Here is a 22,510-nt window from a genome sequence, read left to right as displayed (position 1 = left end):
TCTCTGCACCTCCGTTTTGCTTGAGCTTTGGGCCTGCCTACAGCTCTCCAATCATTTGCAGCTCGATCTGCTTCATCCGGTAAAAATAGCCTTCCTGCGCCATAAGCTCCGAATACGAGCCTGTTTCGATCATCCTGCCTTGCTCTATAACTACAATCCGGTCCATATTCTCCAGGCCGGTAAGCCGGTGGCATATGAACAGAAGGGTATCTCCGGCGGCCTGTTCGTACAGCCTCGATAACACACGCTGTTCCGTTACATAGTCAAGTGAGAATGTCGGCTCATCCAGCAGCCATAACCGTCCTGTGCGCAGCATAACCCGCGCCAGAGCCAGGCGCTGCTTTTCGCCGTCTGACAGGTTCTCTCCTTTTTCGAACACGGTGTCCGTTAAGGCCAGACCCGGCAGCTCAGCCTTAGCGAGGGCCTCCAGCAAAGCTTCGTCAGACTGCTCTTCCCCCTTCAGCAGCAGATTGTCCCGGACTGTTCCGCGGAAAAAATGACCTTGCTGCAGCACGACATTAGAGCACTCCCAAATGCTTGCTTCATCCAGTTCCTGTACAGGCACACCGTTTAGGCGTATATCACCGGATGCAGGCGTACGAAGTTTGAGCAGCAAATCGATCAGGGTCGATTTGCCCGAACCGCTCGGTCCGACAATCGCGGTTCTGGAGCCAGCCGGAAGCTGGAGTGACAGCTCTTTTAACGCCGGGCGCCACTCATCCTCATATTGGAAGGTAATGCCCTCTAGCTCCACCGAAACTGCTGCTTCAGAGGACAAGGTACGGCCCGGCTGCAAAGACTGCTCACCGGCAGTCAGCACGGTATCAGTCAGCCGCTTGGCTGCATGCTCGCTGTCTTGCTTATATGCCGGTAACGTGGCCATTGCCGCGGCTTCTTCGAATACAGTCTGTGAGGCCATGACCAGCATGGCCAGAAATACGCCGGCCAGCGCCCCCTCCATAATCAGATAGGCGCCGAGCGCCAGCACAGCCCAGGAGATAAAGAACGTTACAAAGGTATGCATGGCCTGTCCGCGCAGCAGCTGCCCTGCCGCCCGCTGCTGCTCCGCTGTCAGCGCTGCAGAAGCAAGCTGGAGCTGCTGCTCCTTCTGTGCCAATTGCCCGTATACCTTCAGATCCCGGAAGCCGTACAGTACTTCGGTTACTTCAGTAGAGAGCAGCGCCCGCTGCTTACGGACACGGCCGTGTACGGACCGCTGGCCTAACAGAACGATACCCGGTACGGCCAAGGCTGTTAACAGCATTCCTGCAATGAACAGGCAGGCAATCCAGAACGAATAGGCTGCACTGAACAGCATGGTCGCCAGGAACACCGTAACGACAATGACCGGAGGATAAGCGACCCGCAAAAAGTAATTCTGCAGGCTCTCCACATCCCCGACGATCCGTGCGAGCAGATCTCCGCTGCGGTTCTTGTTCAATATGCCTGGCGTTAAAGGGATCAGCCTGGCAAAAAAGGCTGTGCGCAACCGGCTAAGCATGGAAAAGGTTGCTCTATGCGAATAGAGGCGTTCCCCGTAACGGCTTGCCGCCCGGAGCAGGCCAAGCAGCTTGACCATTGAGGTAAGTATAATCAAGGTGTAGAGCGGCGGCATAAAGACCGTTTGTGAAATCAGATACCCGCTCGCTGAAAAGAGAGCCACCCCGGCTGTGCCGGCAATAAATCCCCCCAGAATCGAAAGGAGAATATCCTTACGCTCTGATATCATTGCCTTGGACAAAATCGCCAGTTTATTCATGCTGAGCCTCCCTTTCGCTGAATGCGGACCATCTCGGCATATTGAGGTACGCGTTCAAGAAGCTCGTTATGAGCTCCAGATGCCGCTAATTCGCCTTGGTCCATATACAAAATGGTATCGGCCTGCCGGATCGTATATAGCCGGTGTGCCACTGTAATCATTGTTGCATTTTGGGCTAAAGCAGTGATGGAGTCCTGGAGTATGCGTTCAGTCTGCAGGTCGAGGCCTACGGTAGGCTCGTCAAACAAAATCAGGGCCGGCCGCTTCAAAAATGCCCGTGCCAGAGCAAGACGCTGCTTCTCACCGCCGGATAGCCCCCTGCCGCCTTCCCCGACAAAGGTATCCAGTCCCTGCTCCAATTGGCCTGCCAGCTGTGCAAGCCCCGCCTCCCCGGCTGCCCGGGCGATTTCTGCCCTGGTGACCTTTCGTCCGGCGCCGATTGCGATATTATCAGCGAGCGTGCCTGCAAAAATATAAGGATGCTGTGTAATGTAGCTGACCTGCTCAAACCATACGTTTTCGTCCAGCTGCCCAAGCGGGGCTCCATTCACATTAACCGTACCTGATACCGGCTTCAGCAGCCCGGCAAAGAGATGGAGCAGGGTCGTTTTGCCGGAGCCGCTTTTACCGACAATAGCGGCATGCTCTCCCGGCTTTATAGAAACCGGCCCGGCCTTAAGCTCAAACGAACCGGCGGTATAATGGAAAAGGACATCATTCAGCTCAAGCGATGGCGGCAGCGGGAGCAGCTTGGCAGCAGGCTTCTGAATCCCTGCCGGCTCTGTACCGGAGCTGCCATTCGTCTCTGCGAGCATCTGCTCAACCTTACGTACTGCCCCCATACTGGTCCGCCCGCTGTGAAAAGCGGTGCCTGTATTCTTAAGCAGGTTAAAGAACTCAGGCACGAGCAGCAGGACAAGAAAGGCGGTGTGAAACGGCATCGATTTAAATACAAGCAGCTGAATAGCCAGCTCAAGGGCAACGATCCCGATGCTCAGCATAACGACGGATTCCAGCATAAAGGTATTTGTAAAGGCAACCTTCAGAATATCCATTGTGGCATCCCGGTAGCCAAGGCTGCTGCGTTCAATCTGCTGCTGCTGGCGGCGGGAGCGCCCGAATATTTTTAATGTCACCAGTCCCTGCAAAGAGTCAAGGAAGGTGCCGGAGAATTCAGCAAGCTGAGCATATTTTTCTTCGGATTTATTCTTTGTCTGCAGTCCTACCAGAATCATAAACAGCGGGATGAACGGTGCCGTAAACAGGAGGATGAAGCCTGTGTTGGCATGTAAGATAAACGTAACGGCCAAAATCAGCACCGGGATGACGGCTGCTTCAACCATTCTCGGCATATAGTGGCTGAAATAGCTGTCAGCCTCGTCCACGGCATCGAGTGCAACACTGACCTTCCCCCCTGTCTGTCCGCGAAGGGCTGAAGGCATGGAAGCATGTGTAAGCTTCCGGAGTACGGCTGAACGCATATTTGCCTTGGCAGCAGCAGCCATAAGCAGGCCCACCCTCCCGTTACCGTATGACAGCAAAGTGCGGATAGCCATAATGGACAACAGAAGTGCAAGCAGCAGACCAACCGAGGATAAGGAGGCTCCCTCCACAAAAATCCGCTGGACTGCCTCAGCCAGTAAGCCGGCCTGGCTTACTATGGCTATGCCCAGCATGAGCGAAAGGAGACTCAGCATAACAAGTCGTTTGCGTTGCCCGGACATCTGCTCAGCGATCAGGCCAGTTTTCTTCTTCATTTACTTCTTCCCTTTCACATAATCTGCGTCAAACAGGAACAGCTTGAACACCAGAATCAGAGACGGGACCAGCATACACATGCCGCCGATGAATACAATGACCAGGGCCAGGCCCATCGCCGGTGAAGTGATGCTATTCTCGATCGTGATAAACGGATCCAGAATATAAGGATACTGCCCGATCCCGTAAGCGAAAAAGGCGCAGAAAAATTGCAGCATAATGAATATGAATGCTAAGCCGTAACGGCGTCCGCTGTATAACAGCCACATAGCGAGCATGAAGAAAGCAACGGAAAGCGCAAGCAGCCACCACAAATCCATCATATTTTGAAAATGCCGCTCATTGTGCTGGCCCAGATAAATGAATGCTGTCAGGGCGGTAACAATGGTCGGTGTACTCCAGAACAGCGCGTAGCTCCGCATAAGCTTCAGCGCAGCGTGATCCTCGGCGCGGGAGGCATAGAAAGCCAAAAAAGAGCCGCTGATGAACAGCACAGACACAATTGCCAGGCCAACAATGCTCCAGGATAACGGGTTGGTGAACAATGCCCAGTAATCCAGTGAAACGGTCTCCCCCTGCTTAAAGATAAAGCCGCCTTCAGATAGCGTTAGTGCCACTGACAAGGATGCGGGAATAAGCAAACCCGATGCTCCGTACAGGAACAGATACACGATATTATTTTTGGAGCCGTAATTCTCAAATGCATAGAACGAGCCGCGGATCGCAATTAGAATGACCGCAATGCTTCCCGGAACAAGCAGCGCCGAGCCGTAGTAATAAGCGGTGTCCGGGAAAAAGCCGATAAGTCCAATGTAAAAAAAGACGAAAAATACATTGGTGATCTCCCAGACAGGTGATAAGTAGCGGGAAATCAGGCGGTTGATCAGATGATCCTGCTTTGTCAGGCGGGCATAAAAGGCAAAGAAGCCGGCTCCGAAGTCTATCGAGGCCACTATTAAATATCCGTACAGGAACAGCCAGAGCACTGATATTCCTATTAATTCATAACTCATTGTGCAGGCTCACCCTTTACTGTTGTTTTATCGCCGGGATGCTGATTCCACTTCTCCATCTCGGTTTCTGCCGGGTTGTTTTTGAACATGCGCCGCAGCACGAGAACACAAACCGTCCCTAACAGGATGTACAGTAGCAGGAAAACAAAGAACAGGATTCTCACGCTCGGCGAGGTCGTCGCCGCCTCTTCTACACGCATATATCCCCGTAAAATCCAGGGCTGCCGGCCGAGTTCAGCGTAAAACCAGCCTAGCTCGACTCCCAGAAATGCAAGCGGAGCACCTAATGCGATCGCACGCAGCAGCCACTTGTTATGCTCGTTGCGCTTTTTCCAGAATACAAACAGGAAATACAGGAATGAAATGCCTAACAGCGTGAAGCCGACACCCGCCATCAGGTCAAACAAATAATGGACCAGAAGCGGCGGCTGTTCATCCAGAGGGAATTCATTCAGACCGGTCACCTCTGCATTAAAATCTCCAAAGGCAAGGAAGCTGAGCAGCTTGGGAATGTGGAGTGCACCCAGCACCTCATGCTCTGCATTAAGCCACCCTAACAGAATCAGATCTGCACCGCTTTCGGTTTCAAAATGCCATTCCGCCGCCGCCAGCTTTTCCGGCTGATGCTCAGCCAAAAATTTTGCAGACACATCTCCGGCGAGTGCATTTAGCAGACCAAACACCATAACAACGGCCATCATCAGCTTCAGCGCTTTTTTGTGGTATTCCGAGGCACCCTTCTTAAGAAGGGCAAACGCGGCAATCCCTGCCAGCAGTGCGGCTCCGGTCAGATAAGCTGAGCTCAATACATGGAACACTTTGGAGAATGTCGCCGTATTCAGCATTGCCTGCACCGGGTTAACGGCCGTGAATTGTCCGCCTGCCATAGCAAAGCCCTCGGGCTGATTCATGAATCCGTTGACTGTAGTGATAAAAACAGCGGACATCCCTGCACCGGCCACAATCGGAATTGTAAGGAGCCAGTGTATGTACGGTTTTTTGAACCGGTCCCAGGTATAGAGGTAAATGCCCAGGAAGATCGCTTCGAAAAAGAAAGCAAACACTTCCATAAATAACGGGAGCGCAATCACATTCCCCGCAAGCTTCATGAAATTTGGCCATACCAGGGCCAGCTGCAGCGAAATCGCCGTACCGGTCACCACGCCCACTGCAACAGAAATGACAAACCCGCGGGCCCATCTCTTTGCCATCAGCGTGTAGTGAGGATCTTTTTTGCGTATGCCCATAAATTCGGCAATTGCGATCATCAGAGGAACCCCGACGCCAATTGTTGCGAAAATAACGTGGAACCCGAGTGTCAAGCCTGTCACCAGTCTGCTCCACAGTACCGTATCAATGCCCATTGGTTTTTCTGCCTCCCTGTAAAGCTTTAAGATATTTTAAATTATTATATCTTTAACTTTAATTAAAACGGTCATGGTCACTTCATTGCCTTTAAACGTTCAAGAAAGCATCGATTCTTTTTTACATCTCGGTGAAAACCGCCGAAACCACCCATTCGAGCTATTGTTTGATCGGGCATAACGTGGTATGGCTGTCATTTTACTGCCTGGATTTCACATATTTGGTGCAGCAGGAGGAGAACCGGATTCACGCATAGGTGTTTGGGGATATAGGCTTCTTTAAGCAGGGGGTGCAGTCAGCTGACCGAAGAATGGATCACGAAGCAAATCATAAAGATGGAGTGAATATTGCAGTACAGGGAATAACGATATTTCACGGACAAAAATGCACAGGCAATCCGGAAACGGAACAGGGAGGCCTGTATTCCATTATGAGCGGGAAAGGTGCATTTTCATCCGCAGATTAAGGTTAAGCTTGTGGGTAACGGTGTGTTGAACTAGTCAGCCTGATGATCTCCTCCCGGATGATGTTCATTCCCTCTGCAACCCGCAGGCTTGGAACATTGGAAATGTTAAGCCGCAGCATCTTATCCTGCGGAGGATACGCCTGCGGGTAATAACGCTCAGTTGTTTCTGCCAGGATACCCCGCTTTGCGAGCCGCGATAACAGCACCCTTACAGGCATGCGGTCAGGTAAAGGCAGCACGGTGTGTTCTCCTCCGTTACGAGGTGCGAGTCCGAAGGATGTCAGGTCAGCAAAGGCATCCAGCTGCTGATGCACCCTGCGCATACGCTCGGCGTACCGGCTGCGGATCACCTTGCCGTGGTGGGCGAACATCCCGCTGCGGATATAGATTTCAAGGGCAGCCTGCGACAGCAGCGAAGTATCGATATCCAGCATTCTCTTATGAGCCCCGAATAAGGGTACCAGTGAATGCGGCAGCACAGCGACGCCGAGACGCAGGCCGGGGAAAAGGATTTTGGAATAGCTTTTCAGATAAATGACCCGTCCCAGCGTATCGGCTGACCATAGCGGGTCCTTCCGTGAATCGTTCTCCAGATCAGCAAGATAATCATCCTCCACCAGATAGACATCATATTTATGAGCGAGCTGCAGCAGCCTCTTCTTGTCCCGGGCTGATAAGGAAGTCCCCAGCGGATTGTGAAAGCGCGGCATTACATAGAAAAATTTGATGTTATCCTCCCTGAAGCTGCGCTCCAGCCCGTCCCAATCCAGTCCCTCTGCTGTTCTGGTTACTCCGGTAAACGGCACATTTAGCCCCTGCAGCAGCGGAGGCATGTTGTGATAGCCGGGCAGCTCCAGCAATACCGTCTGCTTACCGTTAGGAAAAGGCATCAGCGCAAGCACGGCAAGCGCCTGCTGTACGCCTGAGGTGATAAATAGCTGCTCCTTCTTAGCAAACACCTGATAATCCGTAAATTGTTCGCTCAATAATTCGATTAGTGAAGGCAAGCCGCGGTCGGTACCGTAGAGAAACAGCTCGGCTTGCTTCTGCTTCATCGCCTGGTCCACACAATGCCGGAAATCCGCATAAGGGAATACACGCGGATCAGGCGCGGCTGAAGCAAAATCAAGCGGTCCCTCCCACTGCGCTTCCTCCGGCAGTCCGCCGTCAGGCACAGCATAATATCCGGACTGTGGGACGGCATATACCAGATGCCGCTGCTCGAGCCATTCATAGGCACGCAAAATCGTGCTGATGCTGCACTGATACTGGTTAGCGAGTACCCGGACCGCAGGGAGCTTGATGCCTTTTGCATCCCGGCTGTTCCTGCTGCCCGGCGCTGTCTGCTCCTGCATCCATTCTTCAAGCGAACGTGCGATGAGCTCAAATTTCTTCATATCTGCTCCTCCTCAACTGTACCGGTACAATTCAAGCTTTTCTTGATTGTAACATGAATGGTCAGCCTGTATATTGAATCCAGGCTCACAGATCACAGGATGGAGGAAGCATCATGAAACACTTGACAGTAAAAACATACGCCTACGGTGCAGCTCTTCTGTACGCTATGATTATCGGTTTATCGTTTATGTTCGCCAAAATGACGGTGGAGATCGCCCATCCGCTGGATGTCCTAGCCCACCGTTTTACCCTTTCACTAATCGTTGTCAGCATTCCCATTTTATTAGGCTTGGTGAAAATCAGGCTGTCGGCAAGGGATATTTGGCGGATTCTTCCGCTTGGCCTGCTGTCCCCAGTGCTGTTTTTTGCTTTTCAGACGTTTGGACTGGTCACTTCCAATTCCTCTGAAGCGGGTATCATCCAGGCGCTGGTTCCCGTATTCACGCTGATTCTCGCCTCCCTATTCCTGAAGGAACGGACGACAGCTGCCCAAAAGCTGTTTATGCTGCTTTCTGTCTCCGGGGTTGTCTTTATCTTTGCGATGAAGGGAGGCTTATTGTCTTCCTCCTCCGTTAACATCAAAGGCAGCCTGCTGCTTCTGCTCTCTGTCCTCTCCTTTGCCGGGTATGGCGTGCTGGCCCGTCCCTTAACCCGAAAGTACAAGCCGCTGGAGCTGACTTGGGTTACCTTAATGACCGGCTGCATTGCCTTTAATGCTGCTGCACTCATCCGGCATGCTTACAGCGGAACGCTGGAGGCTTATGTGCAGCCCTTGGGCAATGGAACATATATCCTGGCACTGGCTTACCTGGCCATTGCGTCCACTATGCTTACTACCCTCTTATCCAGCTTCGCGCTGACCCATTTGGAAGCCTCCCAAATGAGCGTATTCAGCAACCTGTCCACACTGGTGTCGATTGCCGGCGGTGCATGGATCCTGCATGAGCCGGTCAGCGGCTATCACATCATTGGAGCGCTGCTTATTATTGCCGGTGTACTGGGAACAAATATAAAGAAATGATTACTCATCTATGATTGTATAATCTTAATTATTTTCTGCAGGGCATCTGCTGCTTCCGGCAGCGGCATAATCACAAACACATGATTCATTTTGGGATATACAAACGTATCCACTTGGGCACCCTGCTCTGTCAGCTTTTCCTCAAGCTTCATAGCGTCAGGATAAAGACCTTCATGGGTCCCTACAAAATGCGTGATCCGGCCGAGCCCCTTAAAGTCACCTTTCACCGGGCTGATGAGGGGATCGGATAGCTTTATATCCTCCGCCCAGCAATTTGTAATAACGCCGATGCCCCCGGATGACAGCATGGGGTCTTTTTTTTCATACACCGGTAACAGCGGATTATCAAAGGCCAAATCAACAGCGGCAGACAATAAAATGATATCCTTCGGCTGGGGGAGGTCCTCCTGCTTCAGCAGATGCGCCAGACCAAGTGAAATATTGCCGCCTGACGAGTCCCCCATTACAGTGAGCTGCTCCGGTCCTTTTACAGAGCGAAGTATATCCCGGTACAGGCTTAACAATTTGGGATACGTGTGTCTGTAGCTGAAATAAGGAACCTTTGGATACAGCGGAGCAATGATTTTGGCATCCAGCGCCTGCGCCAGCTTATCCATGAACTTCCAGTGAAAAGGCAAGGGCTGCTTCGTCCAGGCGCCGCCATGGATATACAGTATCACTTTTTGTGCGTCAGAATTCCGGTCATTTAGGGTGAACACCTGCATTCCCTCAAACCGCTGCTCTCTTATACTGCTGGAAAAGGCCACCTTTTTAATAGTATAGGGCTTGTTATTTTCTGAAGCAGTCTGTTCAACAAACCTTTGAGTGTTTTCCGCACTGGAAAACACCTTTTTTACTCCCAGCAGACGTATATATTTTTCAAAAATAAAGCTTTGGATAGAGCGTTTCCCAGTATAGGTGTGTATTGCCATTGTTGATCACTCCAATCCTTTATTTATCCTTGTCTATACTAATTACACAGGCTGCATCATTTCACTCATTTCATCAGGCACCGGGACTCTGGTAGGTCTGCAATCCCTTCTTCCAGATGAACCTGCTCAGCAGAACGAGAATCAGTGCTACAACAGGAACGCTAAATATAAAGACCTTGTTAGCCTCATAGCTGAAAAAGTATTGCGAGGGATAAAAGCTGATAAATCCAAACGGCAAAATGGTTGTCAGAATGATTTTGACCGTCAGATTATAGATGTTGAGCGGATACTCAACCAGTTTTTCTATGCTGCTTACCAGATCATGCAGGGCATTGCTCTTGATAAGCCAGAAGGAGGACGCCGATATTAGAAACATGATGCAGGTATAGATGATGGTGCAAAGAATCAGTGAAAAGACCAGATATAGCAGGCCCGTCAAGCCGGGGACGATATGGATATGGCTTTCGGCGACAATCATCAGTCCTAGACCAATCAGATATTCGTCCAGAGGAAGCTCGGTGTTATACCTGCCCGTGGACAGCAGCTGAAAGAAAGTGCCCAGCGGACGGGTAATATATGTATCAAGGCTGCCCTGCCTGATCCAGTACCCCAGATTGAGCGTGTTAATGAAGAACGTGTTATACAGCGCCCTGATAAGATAGAAGAAACCGAGCATCCAGAACACCTGATATTTGTTCCAGCCCGCTATCGTATCCACTTGGGCGAAGATAATCTCCAGGCTCACTACACCCATCAGCAGGATCAGGGCACTGGCAACATTAATCGCAATGAAATCCGTCTTATATTCTGCATATACAAGCATGTTGGTCTTGAAATAAGACCGGTAGCAGCGCAGATATTTCTTAAATCGATCCACCCTCTATCCCCCCTGAACCGTCAGCTTTTTGAAGGCAGCCCTTTGAAGTGAAATACACAATACGAGCAGAACCGTCACCCATGCTAACTGCTGAAGAATAAGCAGCAAGCCTTCCTCTAGACTGTAGCTCTTCATCATGGCCGAGACCGGTAGATAGTAAATGGCCCGGAACGGAAAAACATAGGTTAGCTTCAGGAGCCATTCAGGGTAAAATTCCAGTGGAATGTACAGACCGGACAGAATGCTCATACAGGCCATCTTCAGCATATAGATTCCGATAATGGAACCCGTCCAGAAGCTGACCAGTCCCAGAATGAAGTTCAGAATAAAAAAGATCAGGTATGCAAAACCCGCCATAACGATGAACAGCATCACCTGCTGGAACGATATGACGTCACCGGCTTTGAACAGAAACACAGAAACAAGCGGAATACTGATAACAGCAGCCTGAAGCAGCCCCCTCCCCAGATCATCGAACAGATACCTGAACGGAAGCAGCACAGGCTTTATTTTGTCCAGAACAATTGAACCGTCGCGGTAGCTTTCACCGATCCTTTCATCCACACCATCCCCCAGCAGCTTCCGCAGAATATTGCCGAAAAGGATGTACGAGAAAACGCTGAAAAAGGTTAAATGGGCCAGCTCATCCTTTCCGCTTCCGGAATAGATCGCATTCCATAAGAAATACTCCACAAAGAAAATAACGAGCGCCGCAAAAAAGGAAGAAAGGAAATTAAACTTATAAAAGAGCTCCAGCCGGATTCTGGTTTTACTGAACGCCAAATATTTCATCATCGTTATCATCACTTCTTATCCAGATTTTCATAGAGATGAAGCAGTATACTTTCCAGATCCGGTCTGCCGGACCCGAAATCAGCAGCTGTCTCCTCGTCTTTTACGCTCAGGCTGGCAAAGATGGCGGGATATTGCTCAACAACCTCCGCTGTGGCATTATCCAGCAGAACCTCACCATGGTTAATGACGATGATCCGCTTACAGGACTTCTCCACTACGCCGATATCATGGGTTGTCAGGAAGATCGTGGCCTGAAATTCTTGATTGAGATAAGACAAAAAACGGTTAATCTGCTTTTTCGTAACGATATCCAGTCCGATTGTCGGTTCATCAAGTATGTACAGGTCCGGCTGGTGCAGCAAAATCGCCGTAAATTCACATTTCATCCTTTGTCCCAGGCTCATCGTGCGTACCGGAACATTCAGCAGGCTCTTAATTTCAAAGAATCGATCCGCCAGGTCAAGGGATTCCTCGTACTGTGGATCTGAAACGGAATATACAGCCTTCAGCAATTCGAGAGAATGGATAAAAGGCAAATCCCATACAAGGTTGCTGCGCTGCCCGAACAGAATGCCGATCTTTTGTGAAATCTGCTTGATGTTTGAATAGGTACCCAGGCCGTTGATTGTGGCGGAGCCCTCGTCAGGCGGCATAATTCCTGCAAGCAGCTTGATGGTGGTCGATTTCCCGGCACCGTTAACTCCCAGAAAGCCGACGAACTCTCCCCTGCCGATACTTATGTTGATTCCCTTAAGCGCATAGACGTACTCGTAATCATTCTTTTGAAAGATAGACCGCAGACCGGTCTTCTTATCGATCTTTCGTTTATAGGTTTTGGTCAAATTACGGATTTCTACCATGGAATCCATGTACGGGCCCCTTTCAAGGAACAGAGAAATAATATACTTTATACCATAATTATACTTTTATGTAAACGACAAAAGGAACGCTCATATCCGCTGCCGTTTCTAAACCCTGATCCTTTTTGGTATAGTAATTTATAGAATCACTATCAAAATAATGCTTAGTACATTTTATATACTATTGGAGGATGTATCATGAAATATGAGCTCAGCATGGATCAGCTCTGTCCGGCAACCTTTGCTTTTCAGGTGATCGGCGGCAAGTGGAATCTTCCTATTCTTGCTTGTTTAAGTGAGGAAGAAGGTATCCGGTACAACGAATTAAAAAGAAGGCTGAACGGGATTACAGGCACCACGTTAACCAACTGTCTTAAAGAATTAATCGATAACGGAATTGTGCACCGGCAGCAGTATAATGAAATCCCTCCGCGGGTGGAATACTCCCTTACTCCGTCCGGCATGGAATTAGTTCCGCTCATTCAGTCCATCGTGGCCTGGGGCGAAAAAAACATGCATACGCTTAAAAGCGAGTCATAACATCACAACCTTACTGCTAAAAATTCTATATACTGGATAGGGTTATTATGACGAGGAGGCTGAATGTATGGACAAGCAAGCTAATTCCAGGACAAATGTTATAGGCGGAAGCGAGGCTGGTGTCGCGGTCACGGTAGAGATGGATAAGGAAGCTATACATCAGACGAACAGCTTATTCTGGGATACAAAAGGAAATGAGGTGCTAGGAGCAACCGCGCTTCCCATGTACGGGGCCTTTGTCTCTGAAGAAAAACACCAGCTGTTTGGTGAGGTTAGCGGTAAAAAGATTCTGGAGATCGGCTGCGGAAGCGGACAGTCCCTTCAGTATCTTGGGGAGCGCAAGCCCGCTGAGCTATGGGGGACGGATATTTCCGAAAACCAGATTAACAAGACCCGGCAGCTTCTGACTGAACGCGGATTGTCGGCAGAATTGATCTGTGCACCTATGGAGGACAAGTGTGGCTTGCCCGAGGATTATTTTGACATCATCTATTCGGTTTATGCGATAGGCTGGACCACCGATCTTGAGGGGACCTTTTCCCGGATCGCTTCTTACCTGAATAAAGACGGCGTATTCATCTTCAGCTGGTCCCACCCGATACACAAATGTGTTGCAGCCGAAAAGAATACGCTTGCTTTCAAAAAGAGTTATTTCGATGAATCCTGGTATACAGTAGCACTCGGCGACGATACATTATCCTTATCCGACCGCAAAATGTCCACCTATATTAATGCGCTCGCCAAAGCAGGTTTTATCATTGAGAAGATGGTTGAGGAATCAGATGATGATTTGCTCGAAGCTCAGGGAGACAGCAGCGATTTTGCCAAAAAAGCAAGGATGCTGCCTGTGACGTTTGTGATTAAGGCTAGAAAGCTGTAATAGCAGAATAAAGGCTATGCCCCCCTCATAGGGTGGGAGCATAGCCTTTGTAATGTTTGCTCTTTTACAGGTTATTTTTCTAAGATAATGATAAAGCCCCATGCCTCAAGCTTAACTGTCTCTCCTGACGTGATTGACCGGTTACTGAGCAGCTCAAGGCCGTCACTGTATGGATAAGTGAAAGATTGCCCGCCCGCAGAATAGTTAAAATAATACCGGATCGTCTGTCCAGCCTGATTCTTGCCTGACTTAACAATCAGCGGGAAACGGATATCCTGATCTCTCCCCCACAGTCCCGCCTCTTTACAAGCCCGTTCCAGCACCTTGCCTGCAACCTCCGGAGTCGGGAGACAGCCGATATAAGTGGCAACCCCTTTACCGTAGCGGTTCTCCGTAATAGCCGCATAATCCCCCCAGTGAGGGTGATCGTACCAGGCCAAAACTTCAGCAGTAGCCGGAGTGATTAACTCCATCCATGTGTTCACAGCGTTATGTTCCCCGCCGGCGCCAAACGGATCATCCTTCAACTGGACTGCACTCGGCGTAACAAACTGGCTGTATTTAATCCCGCATGCCTTACCGATGATTCCCGGCTGGGTGGTGCTTCTGACTTGGATATGTTCATTAGCAAATCCGCTTTTGAAGGTGTAAACGACATGTCCCCCATTTTCCACATATCGGTTTAACTGCTCAAGAAGCTCATCTGATGCTGCATAGAGAGCCGGTACGACAATCAGCTTGTATTTGGCCAGATCGCCTGCCGAGCCGGGATGCAGCAGATCACAGCCGATATTCATCTCATACAGCCGGTCATACAGCAAGCGGACGATATCGTTGTAATCGGTCTGACCCCCGGGGGGCTTGAACCATTCCAGAGAGGTCAGCGCCTCATTGCTTACCAGAATGGCAGCTTCATTCGTAATCTGCAAATCGATTAATTGCGGCGACAGCCGGGCGAAATCTTTACCGATTGTCATTGCTTCCTCATAGGTCGGATTGGTATCCAGATCGTGGCTGAGTAAGCCCTTCCAATAGGTCTCGATCGAATTGTGAATGGAGTGCCAATGCCAGTATTCCACCATATTTGCCCCGGATGCCAGATGGCTGAATGCCTGCAGCCTTAGCTGTCCCGGGTATGGAGTCCATTCCGGAAAGGCCTGAGCCTGTGTCTCAAGCACAAAGTAATTACTCTGCTTAAGCGAGCGTGTTAAGTCTCCGCCAAATGAAATTTCCTTGCCGGTCAGCTCGTCGCGTGAGGGATGATAAATATCTGCCCCGGCAATATCCAGTGCCGCAGCAGCCGCAAAATGATCGACATCCGGCTGTACACCGAAGGAATGCCCTTTCCAGGCAAAGTCAAAGTTATGGGTAACAAACTGGCCCGCCTGTTTATATTCATTTACTATCGAAGCCTGCCAGGCCAGGAAATCGGTAACCAGCTGCCGCTGAAATCTGGCGAATTCTGCGCCGAGGCTGCCGTTAATGGTGCCGACGGCAGACGGGAAGTCCTCCCAGCTGTTGATCCGGTTGCTCCAGTAGCTGAGTCCGAATTCATCGTTCAGGCGCTCAATCGTTCCGAATTTCTGTTTGATGTATTTTACAAATCTGAGCTGGACGTTGGGGCCGGAGGTCCCGTAATGCTTCGTTTCATTATCCACCTGGTAACCGATTACAGCCGGATGCCTGCTGACACGGCTGATTAACCGGCGGATCATCCGCTCCGCATAGAACAGATATGCAGGACTGGTGATGTCCATGATCTGACGGGCACCGTAACGGCCGGGGCCGCGGGAGGTTTCAGCGAGCACCTCAGGATGCTCCTTAACCATCCACGTAGGCACGGCATAGGTCGGCGTTCCGACAATGACATGAATTCCGGCCTTGTGCATGGCATCCAGCACCCGGTCCACACTGGTAAAATCAAACACCCCATTATGCGGCTCATGTGTGCTCCAGGTGGATTCGGCAATCCGCACCAGATTGATGCCGGCGGCCTTCATCATCCGGATATCCTCATCCAGCCGTTCATAAGGCATGTACTCGTCGTAATAAGCTACGCCATACAATAATTCACGCACATTTAACCTCTCCCTTTATTAATCAAGTAACAATTATATTAATTTATCGGGTTACCATTCTATATTAATTTTAGGGTTGTCTCAGTTCAATGATAAAATCCTGCGATTATATGAATATCGTGCCATGAACAGCCCGCTGCTTTGCTGCACACCAAAAATCCCGCAATCCAAGGGATTGCGGGAAAGCAGGCACAAGCCGGACTTAAGCCAGCTCTAATGCAATTTCCATCATTTTTGTAAAGGAAGTTTGGCGTTCTTCAGAGGTTGTTTCCTCTGCCCGGAAAATGTGGTCACTGATTGTCAGGATGCACAGGGCGTTAACGCCTGCTTGCGCAGCATTTAAATACAGCGCTGCTGCTTCCATTTCGATACACAGAACCCCCATATCCTTCCACTTTGACGCAGCAGACTTGTCCGCATTATAGAAAGTATCACTGGTTAGAATATTGCCGATATGAACCTTCTGCCCTTGTGCATCGGCTGTTTTCTTGGCCTTTTCCAGTAATTCATAGGATGCGGTAACGGCATATTGTCCCGGCAGATTGAACTGGGAAGCGTAATTCGAGTTGGTCGATGCCCCGATACCGAAGACAATATCATACAGATTCAGGTTGTCCTGCAACGCACCTGCCGAGCCAATGCGGATCAGATTCTTCACACCGAATACGTTGATTAACTCCCATGAATAAATGCCGATGCTCGGAACGCCCATCCCTGTACCCATGACAGAGATTTTCTTGCCTTTATAGGTCCCGGTATATCCGAGCATTCCACGGACTTCGTTGAATTGCACCGGATTCTCCAGATAGGTTTCAGCAATGAATTTTGCGCGGAGCGGATCTCCGGGCAGCAAAATGGTTTCTGCGATTTCCGCTCCGTTTGGCTTAATATGCGGGGTTTCTTTAAATTGGGATGTACTCATTCATGCACAACTCCTTCAATGATTTCGTTTGTTTGCAATCAATGAATTATAGCCAGAACACAAGAGATTTGCAAATCATTTCATTTAAAAGCCGGCGAATCCGGCGCCAGGCGGAAATCGTCCCGGCTGGCGTCAGCAAACTCCGGATCAGCGAACCGGGAGCTCCGGTCATTCCCCGTTCCGCGCTGGTAAGCGCCGAATCCGGCATATTCCCGCTTTTTCCAGACCCAGACGGCTTCGTCCGCTCCTGCTTCTGCAAAATAAAGATTATCGTCAATAGTATTATCTATATTACTTGTGTAATCGTTGCTCATTAGAACACCGGTATCGCCGGCTACGATGATATTGCCGCTAATAATATTTCTGCTCAAATTAGCCTGCAGATACAATTGCCCGTTGCCGCCGCCCAGCAGGTCATTCTGGTATAGGGTGTTGGACGCCACCTTGCTGTCGCTTGTGCCTCCACGCTCTTCGTCATAACCGCCCAGGGCAATGCCGGTCAGCCTGTTACGGTAGACAAGATTGTCCCGGACCGTTATGTCACTGGTGAGCCTTCCTTTATGCTCAGATGCAAGCTCAATCCCGATGTCATTATCGTATAGCCGGTTCTGCTCAACAAGAATGGATCTGCCCCCGTCTATATAAATTCCGCCTGCCGAATAGTTGTTATTAGGTAAGGAAGCACCATACGACGGATTATGATTAGACGATATGCCGTATACAATGTTCCCTCTGACCGTTCCGTTACGCGTCTGGTCAACTGCCTCGTCTCCTGCTGTTCCTTCATATCCGATAATGTCGATCCCGATGTTGTCGTTGTCATGAACCCTGTTGTCCGTTATTTCAAAAGTATCCACATTGCCGTTCACGGCCAGAGCCTCACTTGAGCCAAGCACCAGATCATACACTTCATTACCTTCAATGGTAAGCCCGCTTATCGCTTCATCCGCTTCAGTTCCATACACGGCTATGCCGTGAGCATCTCTTCCGGTAAGCTCCTTGCCTGCAGGCGACGCCGTATTCGCAATGGAGTGAATGCGGTTATTAAGCAGCGAGAGGGATTGTCCTGAACCATGTACATAAATACCGGCCGGAACTTCGCCTTGTACCGCCGTTTGGTAGTTGCGGATTTCCAGATCCCGAATCGTCACATAGCTGGCATGATCGATTTCTGCGAGTCCTTCCAATCCGTCTACAGACAGACCCTCACCGTCGAGAACGGCTGCTTCTCCGGGATAACCGGAGAAAGTGACAGGACCGGCTGTCTCCGATCCGCCGGCCGTGATATGCAGCTTCTGGTTATAAACACCGGCTCGAACATAGATATAGCTTCCCGGAGCGGCGTTGTCTGCAGCATGCTGAAGCGTCTCCCAAGGGGAATCTATTGTTCCGGGATTATTGTCATCCCCGCCGACAGCAACATAGTAGGTAGCAGCTTCAACCCGCAGCGGTTCCTCCGGGACAGATGAACACCCGCACAGAAGAAGCATACCGAGCAATATAGCGGGCCGCAGGGTGTATATAGACATCTCTGCACTCCTTTCTTATCTGTCTATATAAAGATAAAGAAGCCCGGCCGGATAACGGCCAGGCTTGCGATGCTCCTCTATTATCCCAGTTCATATGCTTCATTGTCCATAAAAAATCCTATATGCAAATTACCATATATGACTATTTATTGCGATTATTCTCAAATGATTTGTTTAATAATACTTACACATCATTTTGACTGGCGGTGAAATCACATGGACTTTCAATTCATTGAAGAAGCCTTAGTAAAGCAAGAACCGGTTAAAATTCAAGTGAATAGCGGTGAAATATTCTCCGGCTGGTTAGTCTATAGCTACAACTCCAGCTTCATACAGCTGGATACCGGATTTGGATGTATAGCTATTGCCAAGGAGTCCATTAAATATTTTTCTTATGTTTATAAATAAGCTTGCCGGCGTATCTTATACCCTTGGAGCGGGCTGGGCTTTTAGTACGCGCATTGCGTTAAGGACTGCTACCAGACTCACGCCTACATCGGCGATTACAGCCTCCCACATGGTAGCTATACCGAAAGCTCCTAACAGCAGGAACAGTCCTTTAACGAGCAAGGCGAATACGATATTCTGCCAGACAATGGCACGTGTTCTTTTGGCAATTTGAATGGCGGAAGACAGCTTGGAGGGTTCATCGGTCATAATCACAATATCCGCTGCTTCAATGGCCGCGTCAGAGCCGAGTCCTCCCATAGCGACACCGATATCGGCTCTGGCCAGAACCGGTGTATCGTTAATGCCATCGCCGACAAAGATGATTTTTTCTTTAGCTGATTTGGAAGCATCCAGCTTCTCCAGCTCTTCTACCTTGTGCTGCGGCAGCAGCTCGGCATGAACTTCATCAACGCCCAGCCTCCGTCCAATTTCTTCGCCTACCGCTTTGTTATCTCCGGTGAGCATTACAACCTTCTTTACGCCAAGCTGCTTGAGTGAACGGATAGCAGCTGCCGAATCCTCTTTTACCTCATCCGCTATTACAATATAACCTGCGTAACCTTTGTTAATGGCCAGGTGTACTATGGTCCCAACCTCTGAAGGCTCCTGGAAGGAGATTCCTTCAGCCTGCATCAGCTTGGCATTACCGGCAAGAACGGAGCTGCCTTCGAATGTAACCTGTATACCATGACCGGATATTTCGTTGTAATCGGATATCCGCCGTTCATCCAGCTCAACGCCATAAGCCTCTCTAATGGACTGTGCAATAGGATGTGTAGAGTGCATTTCCGCGTAAGCGGCGTACTGCAGGATATCCTCTTTACTCCATTCCCCGGCAGATACAATGGCATTTACCTTAAATGAGCCTTTTGTAAGAGTACCCGTTTTGTCAAAAACCACATATTTTACATCGTTGAGCCCTTCTAAGTAGTTACTTCCTTTAACGAGCACGCCATTCTTGGAAGCAGCTCCAATCCCGCCAAAGAAGCCTAACGGTATCGATATCACCAAAGCACAAGGGCAAGAGATAACCAGGAAGACCAAAGCGCGGTAGACCCATTCAGAGAAGGTCTCACCGGCTAACAATAGCGGCGGCAGAACCGCAAGTAGCAAAGCAACAATGACTACAACAGGTGTATAGTAACGGGCAAATTTGGTGATGAATTTCTCGGTCTCCGCCTTTTTGCTGCTGGCATTCTCAACCAGATCGAGAATCTTGGCTACCGTAGAGTCTCCAAAGGTTTTGGCCACCTCTATCGTCAGCACTCCGTTTTTGTTGATAAAGCCGCTCAGTACATCATCGCCTGCGGCAACTTCTCGCGGTATGGATTCTCCTGTCAGTGCGGAAGTATCCATCGCCGAGCTGCCTTCCAGCACAACTCCGTCCAGCGGTACGCGTTCACCCGGCCGGACAATGATCCTGTCACCGACTCTGACCTCTTCAGGATTAACCCGCTTGATTTCATCACCGGTCTTCACATTGGCATAATCCGGCCGGAGATCGAGCAGAGAGCTGATGGATTTACGGGAACGGTTAACGGCGATGCTCTGAAAAAGCTCCCCTACCTGGTAAAACAGCATGACCGCTACGCCTTCAGGATATTCACCGATGGTAAAAGCGCCGATGGTTGCAATGGACATGAGAAAATGCTCGTCGAACACTTTTCCCCGGATAATGTTTCTGAGCGCTCTAAGTACGATATCTCCGCCTACAATAAGGTAAGAGACAAGGAACAGCAGAAGCTCGGCTGTCGGATTAAGCGTCAGGAGCATAGCTGCAGCGCCGATCGCAGAGCCCGCAATCAGGCGTATGATCATTGTCCGGACGCCGCCGGCACCGTGGTCATGGCTATGTCCGTGATCCTCCTCCGCATGAGCATGAGCATGCGCGTGATCGTGGTCTGCACCGACCTCGTGCTGATGAGTATGATGAGAGTGGCTACTGCCATCTGTATGATCATGCTGTCCAGTCTCACTGTTGCTTTCTTTACCGCGATGGCCCGCTATTTTTGGAGCAGAGGGTTTAATTTGGCTGATAAATGCAATTCCCGGTTCAAGTAGCTTCACTTTCTTCCGGGCGGAATCCATAATTTCCGCTTCACGGGCAGAGTCGAACTCCATCGTCAATGACTGGTTCACGTAATTTACAGAGCAGGAAGAAATACCGTCAATTTTCTTTACGCCGTCTTCAATCTTCAGTGCGCAGTTGGCACAATCCAATCCTTTCAGCAGAACCTTACGTTTGACTAAGGATGAGCTTGCTTCCATGGCCTTTCACCTCACGATTATATATGATCAACTGTTCATATGATGGTTTTATTATATTCTTCCAAATTCCTGTTCGTCAAGGTGAAAAGCCTATTATTTCCTGAGTGTGCACAAAAAATCCCGTAATCGGAGTTGGCCGGCTACGGGATTTATCCTGAAATTGTGCTGTTACTTTACACCCATTCTACTGCTTTGAGTGAGTTGGAATTCAGGATACTGTTGCAATATCCTACATGGTGCTGCACATGGCGGATCTGCATCAGGACAACATCCATGTTGGTGATTTCAGCAAATAGGACACAGGGCTCCATTACATTGTCGTCTGTGAGCTGATCCAGAAACGTACGGGCTATGCCTGCTATTTCCTGTATGTAAGTCTTCATTTCCTCTTTGGTGGGATAGTCCGTGCAATCCTCATCCAACGCTTCCGTTATATCTCTGCCGAAGTCAGGTATAATGAATTCTTCCTCCTTCTGCAGCCTGAACCAGAATTTCATGCTCGTTGCCGTATGAAAAATATGCTTCCAGTACTTCTGCTTCGCATCCAGCCAAAGCGCATCAGGCCCGGCATCGACCAGCTGCTGCAGCATTTCTAACGACGGCTCGAACTGTCTTCTTAACACAGCTACCATTCTGTCACTCATCTTCATCAGCTCCATTCTCATAATATGGAATTGTGACTACATTCTAGATTATGACAGGCGATACCTTCTCTAAGCCGGTGAAGCTCTTGGCAGATTTGTGAATCATCACAAGCTTTCGCCCTGCGTTCAACTGCACTCATTCAAACCACTGCTTATGCTTATCAAAAAAACGGTGGAAAAACCGTACATTATCCAGCTCATACCATTCGGCCGTTTGCAGCGGATTAGCATCGAGGTTGTATATTTTGGCCTGCAGCGTGCCTAAGACAAACGGAGAATGTGTAGCAATAATAAACTGACTGTCCAAATAACGGGCCAGCTCATTGATCTGCTCGGCCAGCTTGATCTGATTGGCGGGAGAAAGTGACGTTTCCGGCTCGTCCAGCAGATACAATTGGCCGGGCAGCAGATATTCCTCAAAAAACTGCATCGAGGTTTCGCCGTTGGAGTATTTTTCCTGGGAAAACTGGATGTTCTTCACCTTCTGCTGAAACGCATATGAGCCTTCATATTGCTCTGCCTCCGTCTTGCTCATCCCGTTCTTCTTCTGCTCATGTATTAGCCCTTCGCGCAGCACGGAGGCCTGCTGTATCTTCTTGATCTCATACAATATGTCCTCGGATTTCATATAACGGCTTCCCTCCGGAAGCTGCTGTAATTCCCGCTCCAGCTTGTCATAGCCAAGCTGGCAGCTGCTTAAATCAAGGAACTGCTGAACAAACAGGCTGAACCCGTAGCTTGTCATCGGCTCAGCTCCCGATATACCCAGCTTGTTGGCAATGATATTAAGCAGAGTGGATTTACCGCTGCCGTTATTACCGTACAATACGGTTACCCGGTCAAACAATAACACCTCCCCGGCCTTATGCTTAAAGACATGATCGGGGTAGATGTTAGGATTTCGGCTGATATGATCAGATAGCTTGAAGCTCCTCAGATAGATCATGGATGCACT

At 49.6% G+C, this 22,510-nt stretch carries 19 protein-coding genes; 4 read left to right on the top strand and 15 right to left on the bottom strand.

Annotated features, from left to right (window positions below):
- Positions 1 to 37 precede the first annotated feature (37 nt).
- The 5 genes from cydC to R70723_RS16100 form a co-directional block, all read right to left on the bottom strand.
- Positions 38 to 1,759 carry a thiol reductant ABC exporter subunit CydC gene (gene cydC, locus R70723_RS16125; RefSeq protein ID WP_039873417.1) on the bottom strand — a complete coding sequence of 574 codons (1,722 nt, stop codon included), beginning with the start codon at positions 1,757 to 1,759 and terminating at the stop codon, positions 38 to 40.
- Complete coding sequence (gene cydD / locus R70723_RS16120) at positions 1,756 to 3,516, bottom strand: thiol reductant ABC exporter subunit CydD (RefSeq protein ID WP_039873415.1); 1,761 nt, start codon at positions 3,514 to 3,516, stop codon at positions 1,756 to 1,758. Before cydD ends, cydC begins: the two co-directional genes overlap by 4 nt.
- The gene (locus tag R70723_RS16115; RefSeq protein WP_039873414.1) at positions 3,517 to 4,530 is read right to left on the bottom strand and encodes a cytochrome d ubiquinol oxidase subunit II; all 1,014 of its coding nucleotides are present in this window, start codon (positions 4,528 to 4,530) and stop codon (positions 3,517 to 3,519) included.
- On the bottom strand, positions 4,527 to 5,894 hold the full coding sequence (locus R70723_RS16110; RefSeq protein WP_039873413.1) for a cytochrome ubiquinol oxidase subunit I: 1,368 nt from the start codon (positions 5,892 to 5,894) through the stop codon (positions 4,527 to 4,529). Before R70723_RS16110 ends, R70723_RS16115 begins: the two co-directional genes overlap by 4 nt.
- A gap of 469 nt (positions 5,895 to 6,363) precedes the next feature.
- Complete coding sequence (locus R70723_RS16100; protein ID WP_039873410.1) at positions 6,364 to 7,758, bottom strand: aminotransferase-like domain-containing protein; 1,395 nt, start codon at positions 7,756 to 7,758, stop codon at positions 6,364 to 6,366.
- Between the two features lie 113 nt (positions 7,759 to 7,871).
- Here R70723_RS16100 and R70723_RS16095 point away from each other — a divergent pair, with 113 nt between their 5' ends.
- A complete protein-coding gene (locus R70723_RS16095; RefSeq protein ID WP_039873409.1) occupies positions 7,872 to 8,780 on the top strand; it encodes a DMT family transporter in 909 nt (302 codons plus the stop codon).
- 8 nt (positions 8,781 to 8,788) lie between these two features.
- On the opposite strand, the gene R70723_RS16090 is transcribed toward R70723_RS16095, so the two are convergent.
- From R70723_RS16090 to R70723_RS16075, 4 genes are all read right to left on the bottom strand, one after another.
- Positions 8,789 to 9,712, bottom strand: coding sequence for an alpha/beta hydrolase fold domain-containing protein (locus R70723_RS16090; RefSeq protein WP_039873407.1), 924 nt, complete (start codon positions 9,710 to 9,712; stop codon positions 8,789 to 8,791).
- Positions 9,713 to 9,785: 73 nt separating this feature from the next.
- Complete coding sequence (locus R70723_RS16085) at positions 9,786 to 10,589, bottom strand: ABC transporter permease (protein WP_039873406.1); 804 nt, start codon at positions 10,587 to 10,589, stop codon at positions 9,786 to 9,788.
- Positions 10,590 to 10,592: 3 nt separating this feature from the next.
- Positions 10,593 to 11,384 (bottom strand): ABC transporter permease, encoded by a 792-nt coding sequence (locus R70723_RS16080; RefSeq protein ID WP_179088002.1) that lies wholly within the window; start codon positions 11,382 to 11,384, stop codon positions 10,593 to 10,595.
- Between the two features lie 8 nt (positions 11,385 to 11,392).
- Positions 11,393 to 12,253 (bottom strand): ATP-binding cassette domain-containing protein, encoded by an 861-nt coding sequence (locus tag R70723_RS16075; protein WP_052421335.1) that lies wholly within the window; start codon positions 12,251 to 12,253, stop codon positions 11,393 to 11,395.
- Between the two features lie 189 nt (positions 12,254 to 12,442).
- On the opposite strand from R70723_RS16075, the gene R70723_RS16070 reads away from it, so the two are divergent.
- Together R70723_RS16070 and R70723_RS16065 are read left to right on the top strand one after the other, a co-directional pair.
- Entirely contained in the window at positions 12,443 to 12,784 is a 342-nt protein-coding gene (locus R70723_RS16070) for a winged helix-turn-helix transcriptional regulator (protein WP_039873404.1), read from the top strand.
- A gap of 67 nt (positions 12,785 to 12,851) precedes the next feature.
- On the top strand, positions 12,852 to 13,664 hold the full coding sequence (locus tag R70723_RS16065; protein ID WP_039873403.1) for a class I SAM-dependent methyltransferase: 813 nt from the start codon (positions 12,852 to 12,854) through the stop codon (positions 13,662 to 13,664).
- A 71-nt stretch (positions 13,665 to 13,735) separates the two neighbouring features.
- On the opposite strand, the gene R70723_RS16060 is transcribed toward R70723_RS16065, so the two are convergent.
- The 3 genes from R70723_RS16060 to R70723_RS16050 all read right to left on the bottom strand — a co-directional run bounded on the left by R70723_RS16060 (position 13,736) and on the right by R70723_RS16050 (position 18,193).
- Positions 13,736 to 15,742: a beta-galactosidase gene (locus R70723_RS16060; RefSeq protein WP_039873401.1), complete on the bottom strand. Its 2,007-nt coding sequence runs from the start codon at positions 15,740 to 15,742 to the stop codon at positions 13,736 to 13,738.
- Positions 15,743 to 15,944: 202 nt separating this feature from the next.
- Positions 15,945 to 16,664 carry a purine-nucleoside phosphorylase gene (gene deoD / locus R70723_RS16055; protein WP_039873400.1) on the bottom strand — a complete coding sequence of 240 codons (720 nt, stop codon included), beginning with the start codon at positions 16,662 to 16,664 and terminating at the stop codon, positions 15,945 to 15,947.
- 80 nt (positions 16,665 to 16,744) lie between these two features.
- On the bottom strand, positions 16,745 to 18,193 hold the full coding sequence (locus R70723_RS16050; protein ID WP_039873399.1) for a right-handed parallel beta-helix repeat-containing protein: 1,449 nt from the start codon (positions 18,191 to 18,193) through the stop codon (positions 16,745 to 16,747).
- A gap of 216 nt (positions 18,194 to 18,409) precedes the next feature.
- Between R70723_RS16050 and R70723_RS16045 the strand changes: the two genes are divergently transcribed.
- Positions 18,410 to 18,601: a hypothetical protein gene (locus R70723_RS16045; RefSeq protein WP_039873397.1), complete on the top strand. Its 192-nt coding sequence runs from the start codon at positions 18,410 to 18,412 to the stop codon at positions 18,599 to 18,601.
- Between the two features lie 15 nt (positions 18,602 to 18,616).
- Here R70723_RS16045 and R70723_RS16040 read toward each other — a convergent pair whose 3' ends face one another.
- From R70723_RS16040 to R70723_RS16030, 3 genes are all read right to left on the bottom strand, one after another.
- Positions 18,617 to 20,911 (bottom strand): heavy metal translocating P-type ATPase, encoded by a 2,295-nt coding sequence (locus R70723_RS16040; RefSeq protein WP_039873396.1) that lies wholly within the window; start codon positions 20,909 to 20,911, stop codon positions 18,617 to 18,619.
- Positions 20,912 to 21,084: 173 nt separating this feature from the next.
- Positions 21,085 to 21,555: a DinB family protein gene (locus R70723_RS16035; RefSeq protein WP_039873395.1), complete on the bottom strand. Its 471-nt coding sequence runs from the start codon at positions 21,553 to 21,555 to the stop codon at positions 21,085 to 21,087.
- A 136-nt stretch (positions 21,556 to 21,691) separates the two neighbouring features.
- Complete coding sequence (locus R70723_RS16030) at positions 21,692 to 22,501, bottom strand: AAA family ATPase (RefSeq protein ID WP_039873393.1); 810 nt, start codon at positions 22,499 to 22,501, stop codon at positions 21,692 to 21,694.
- Between the last annotated feature and the right edge of the window lie 9 nt (positions 22,502 to 22,510).

Origin of the sequence: Paenibacillus sp. FSL R7-0273 (genome assembly GCF_000758625.1) — a bacterium.
Classification (GTDB): Bacteria; Bacillota; Bacilli; order Paenibacillales; family Paenibacillaceae; genus Paenibacillus_AQ.
Note: the sequence above shows the minus strand (reverse complement) of the source record. Positions and strands in the feature narration are given on the sequence as shown.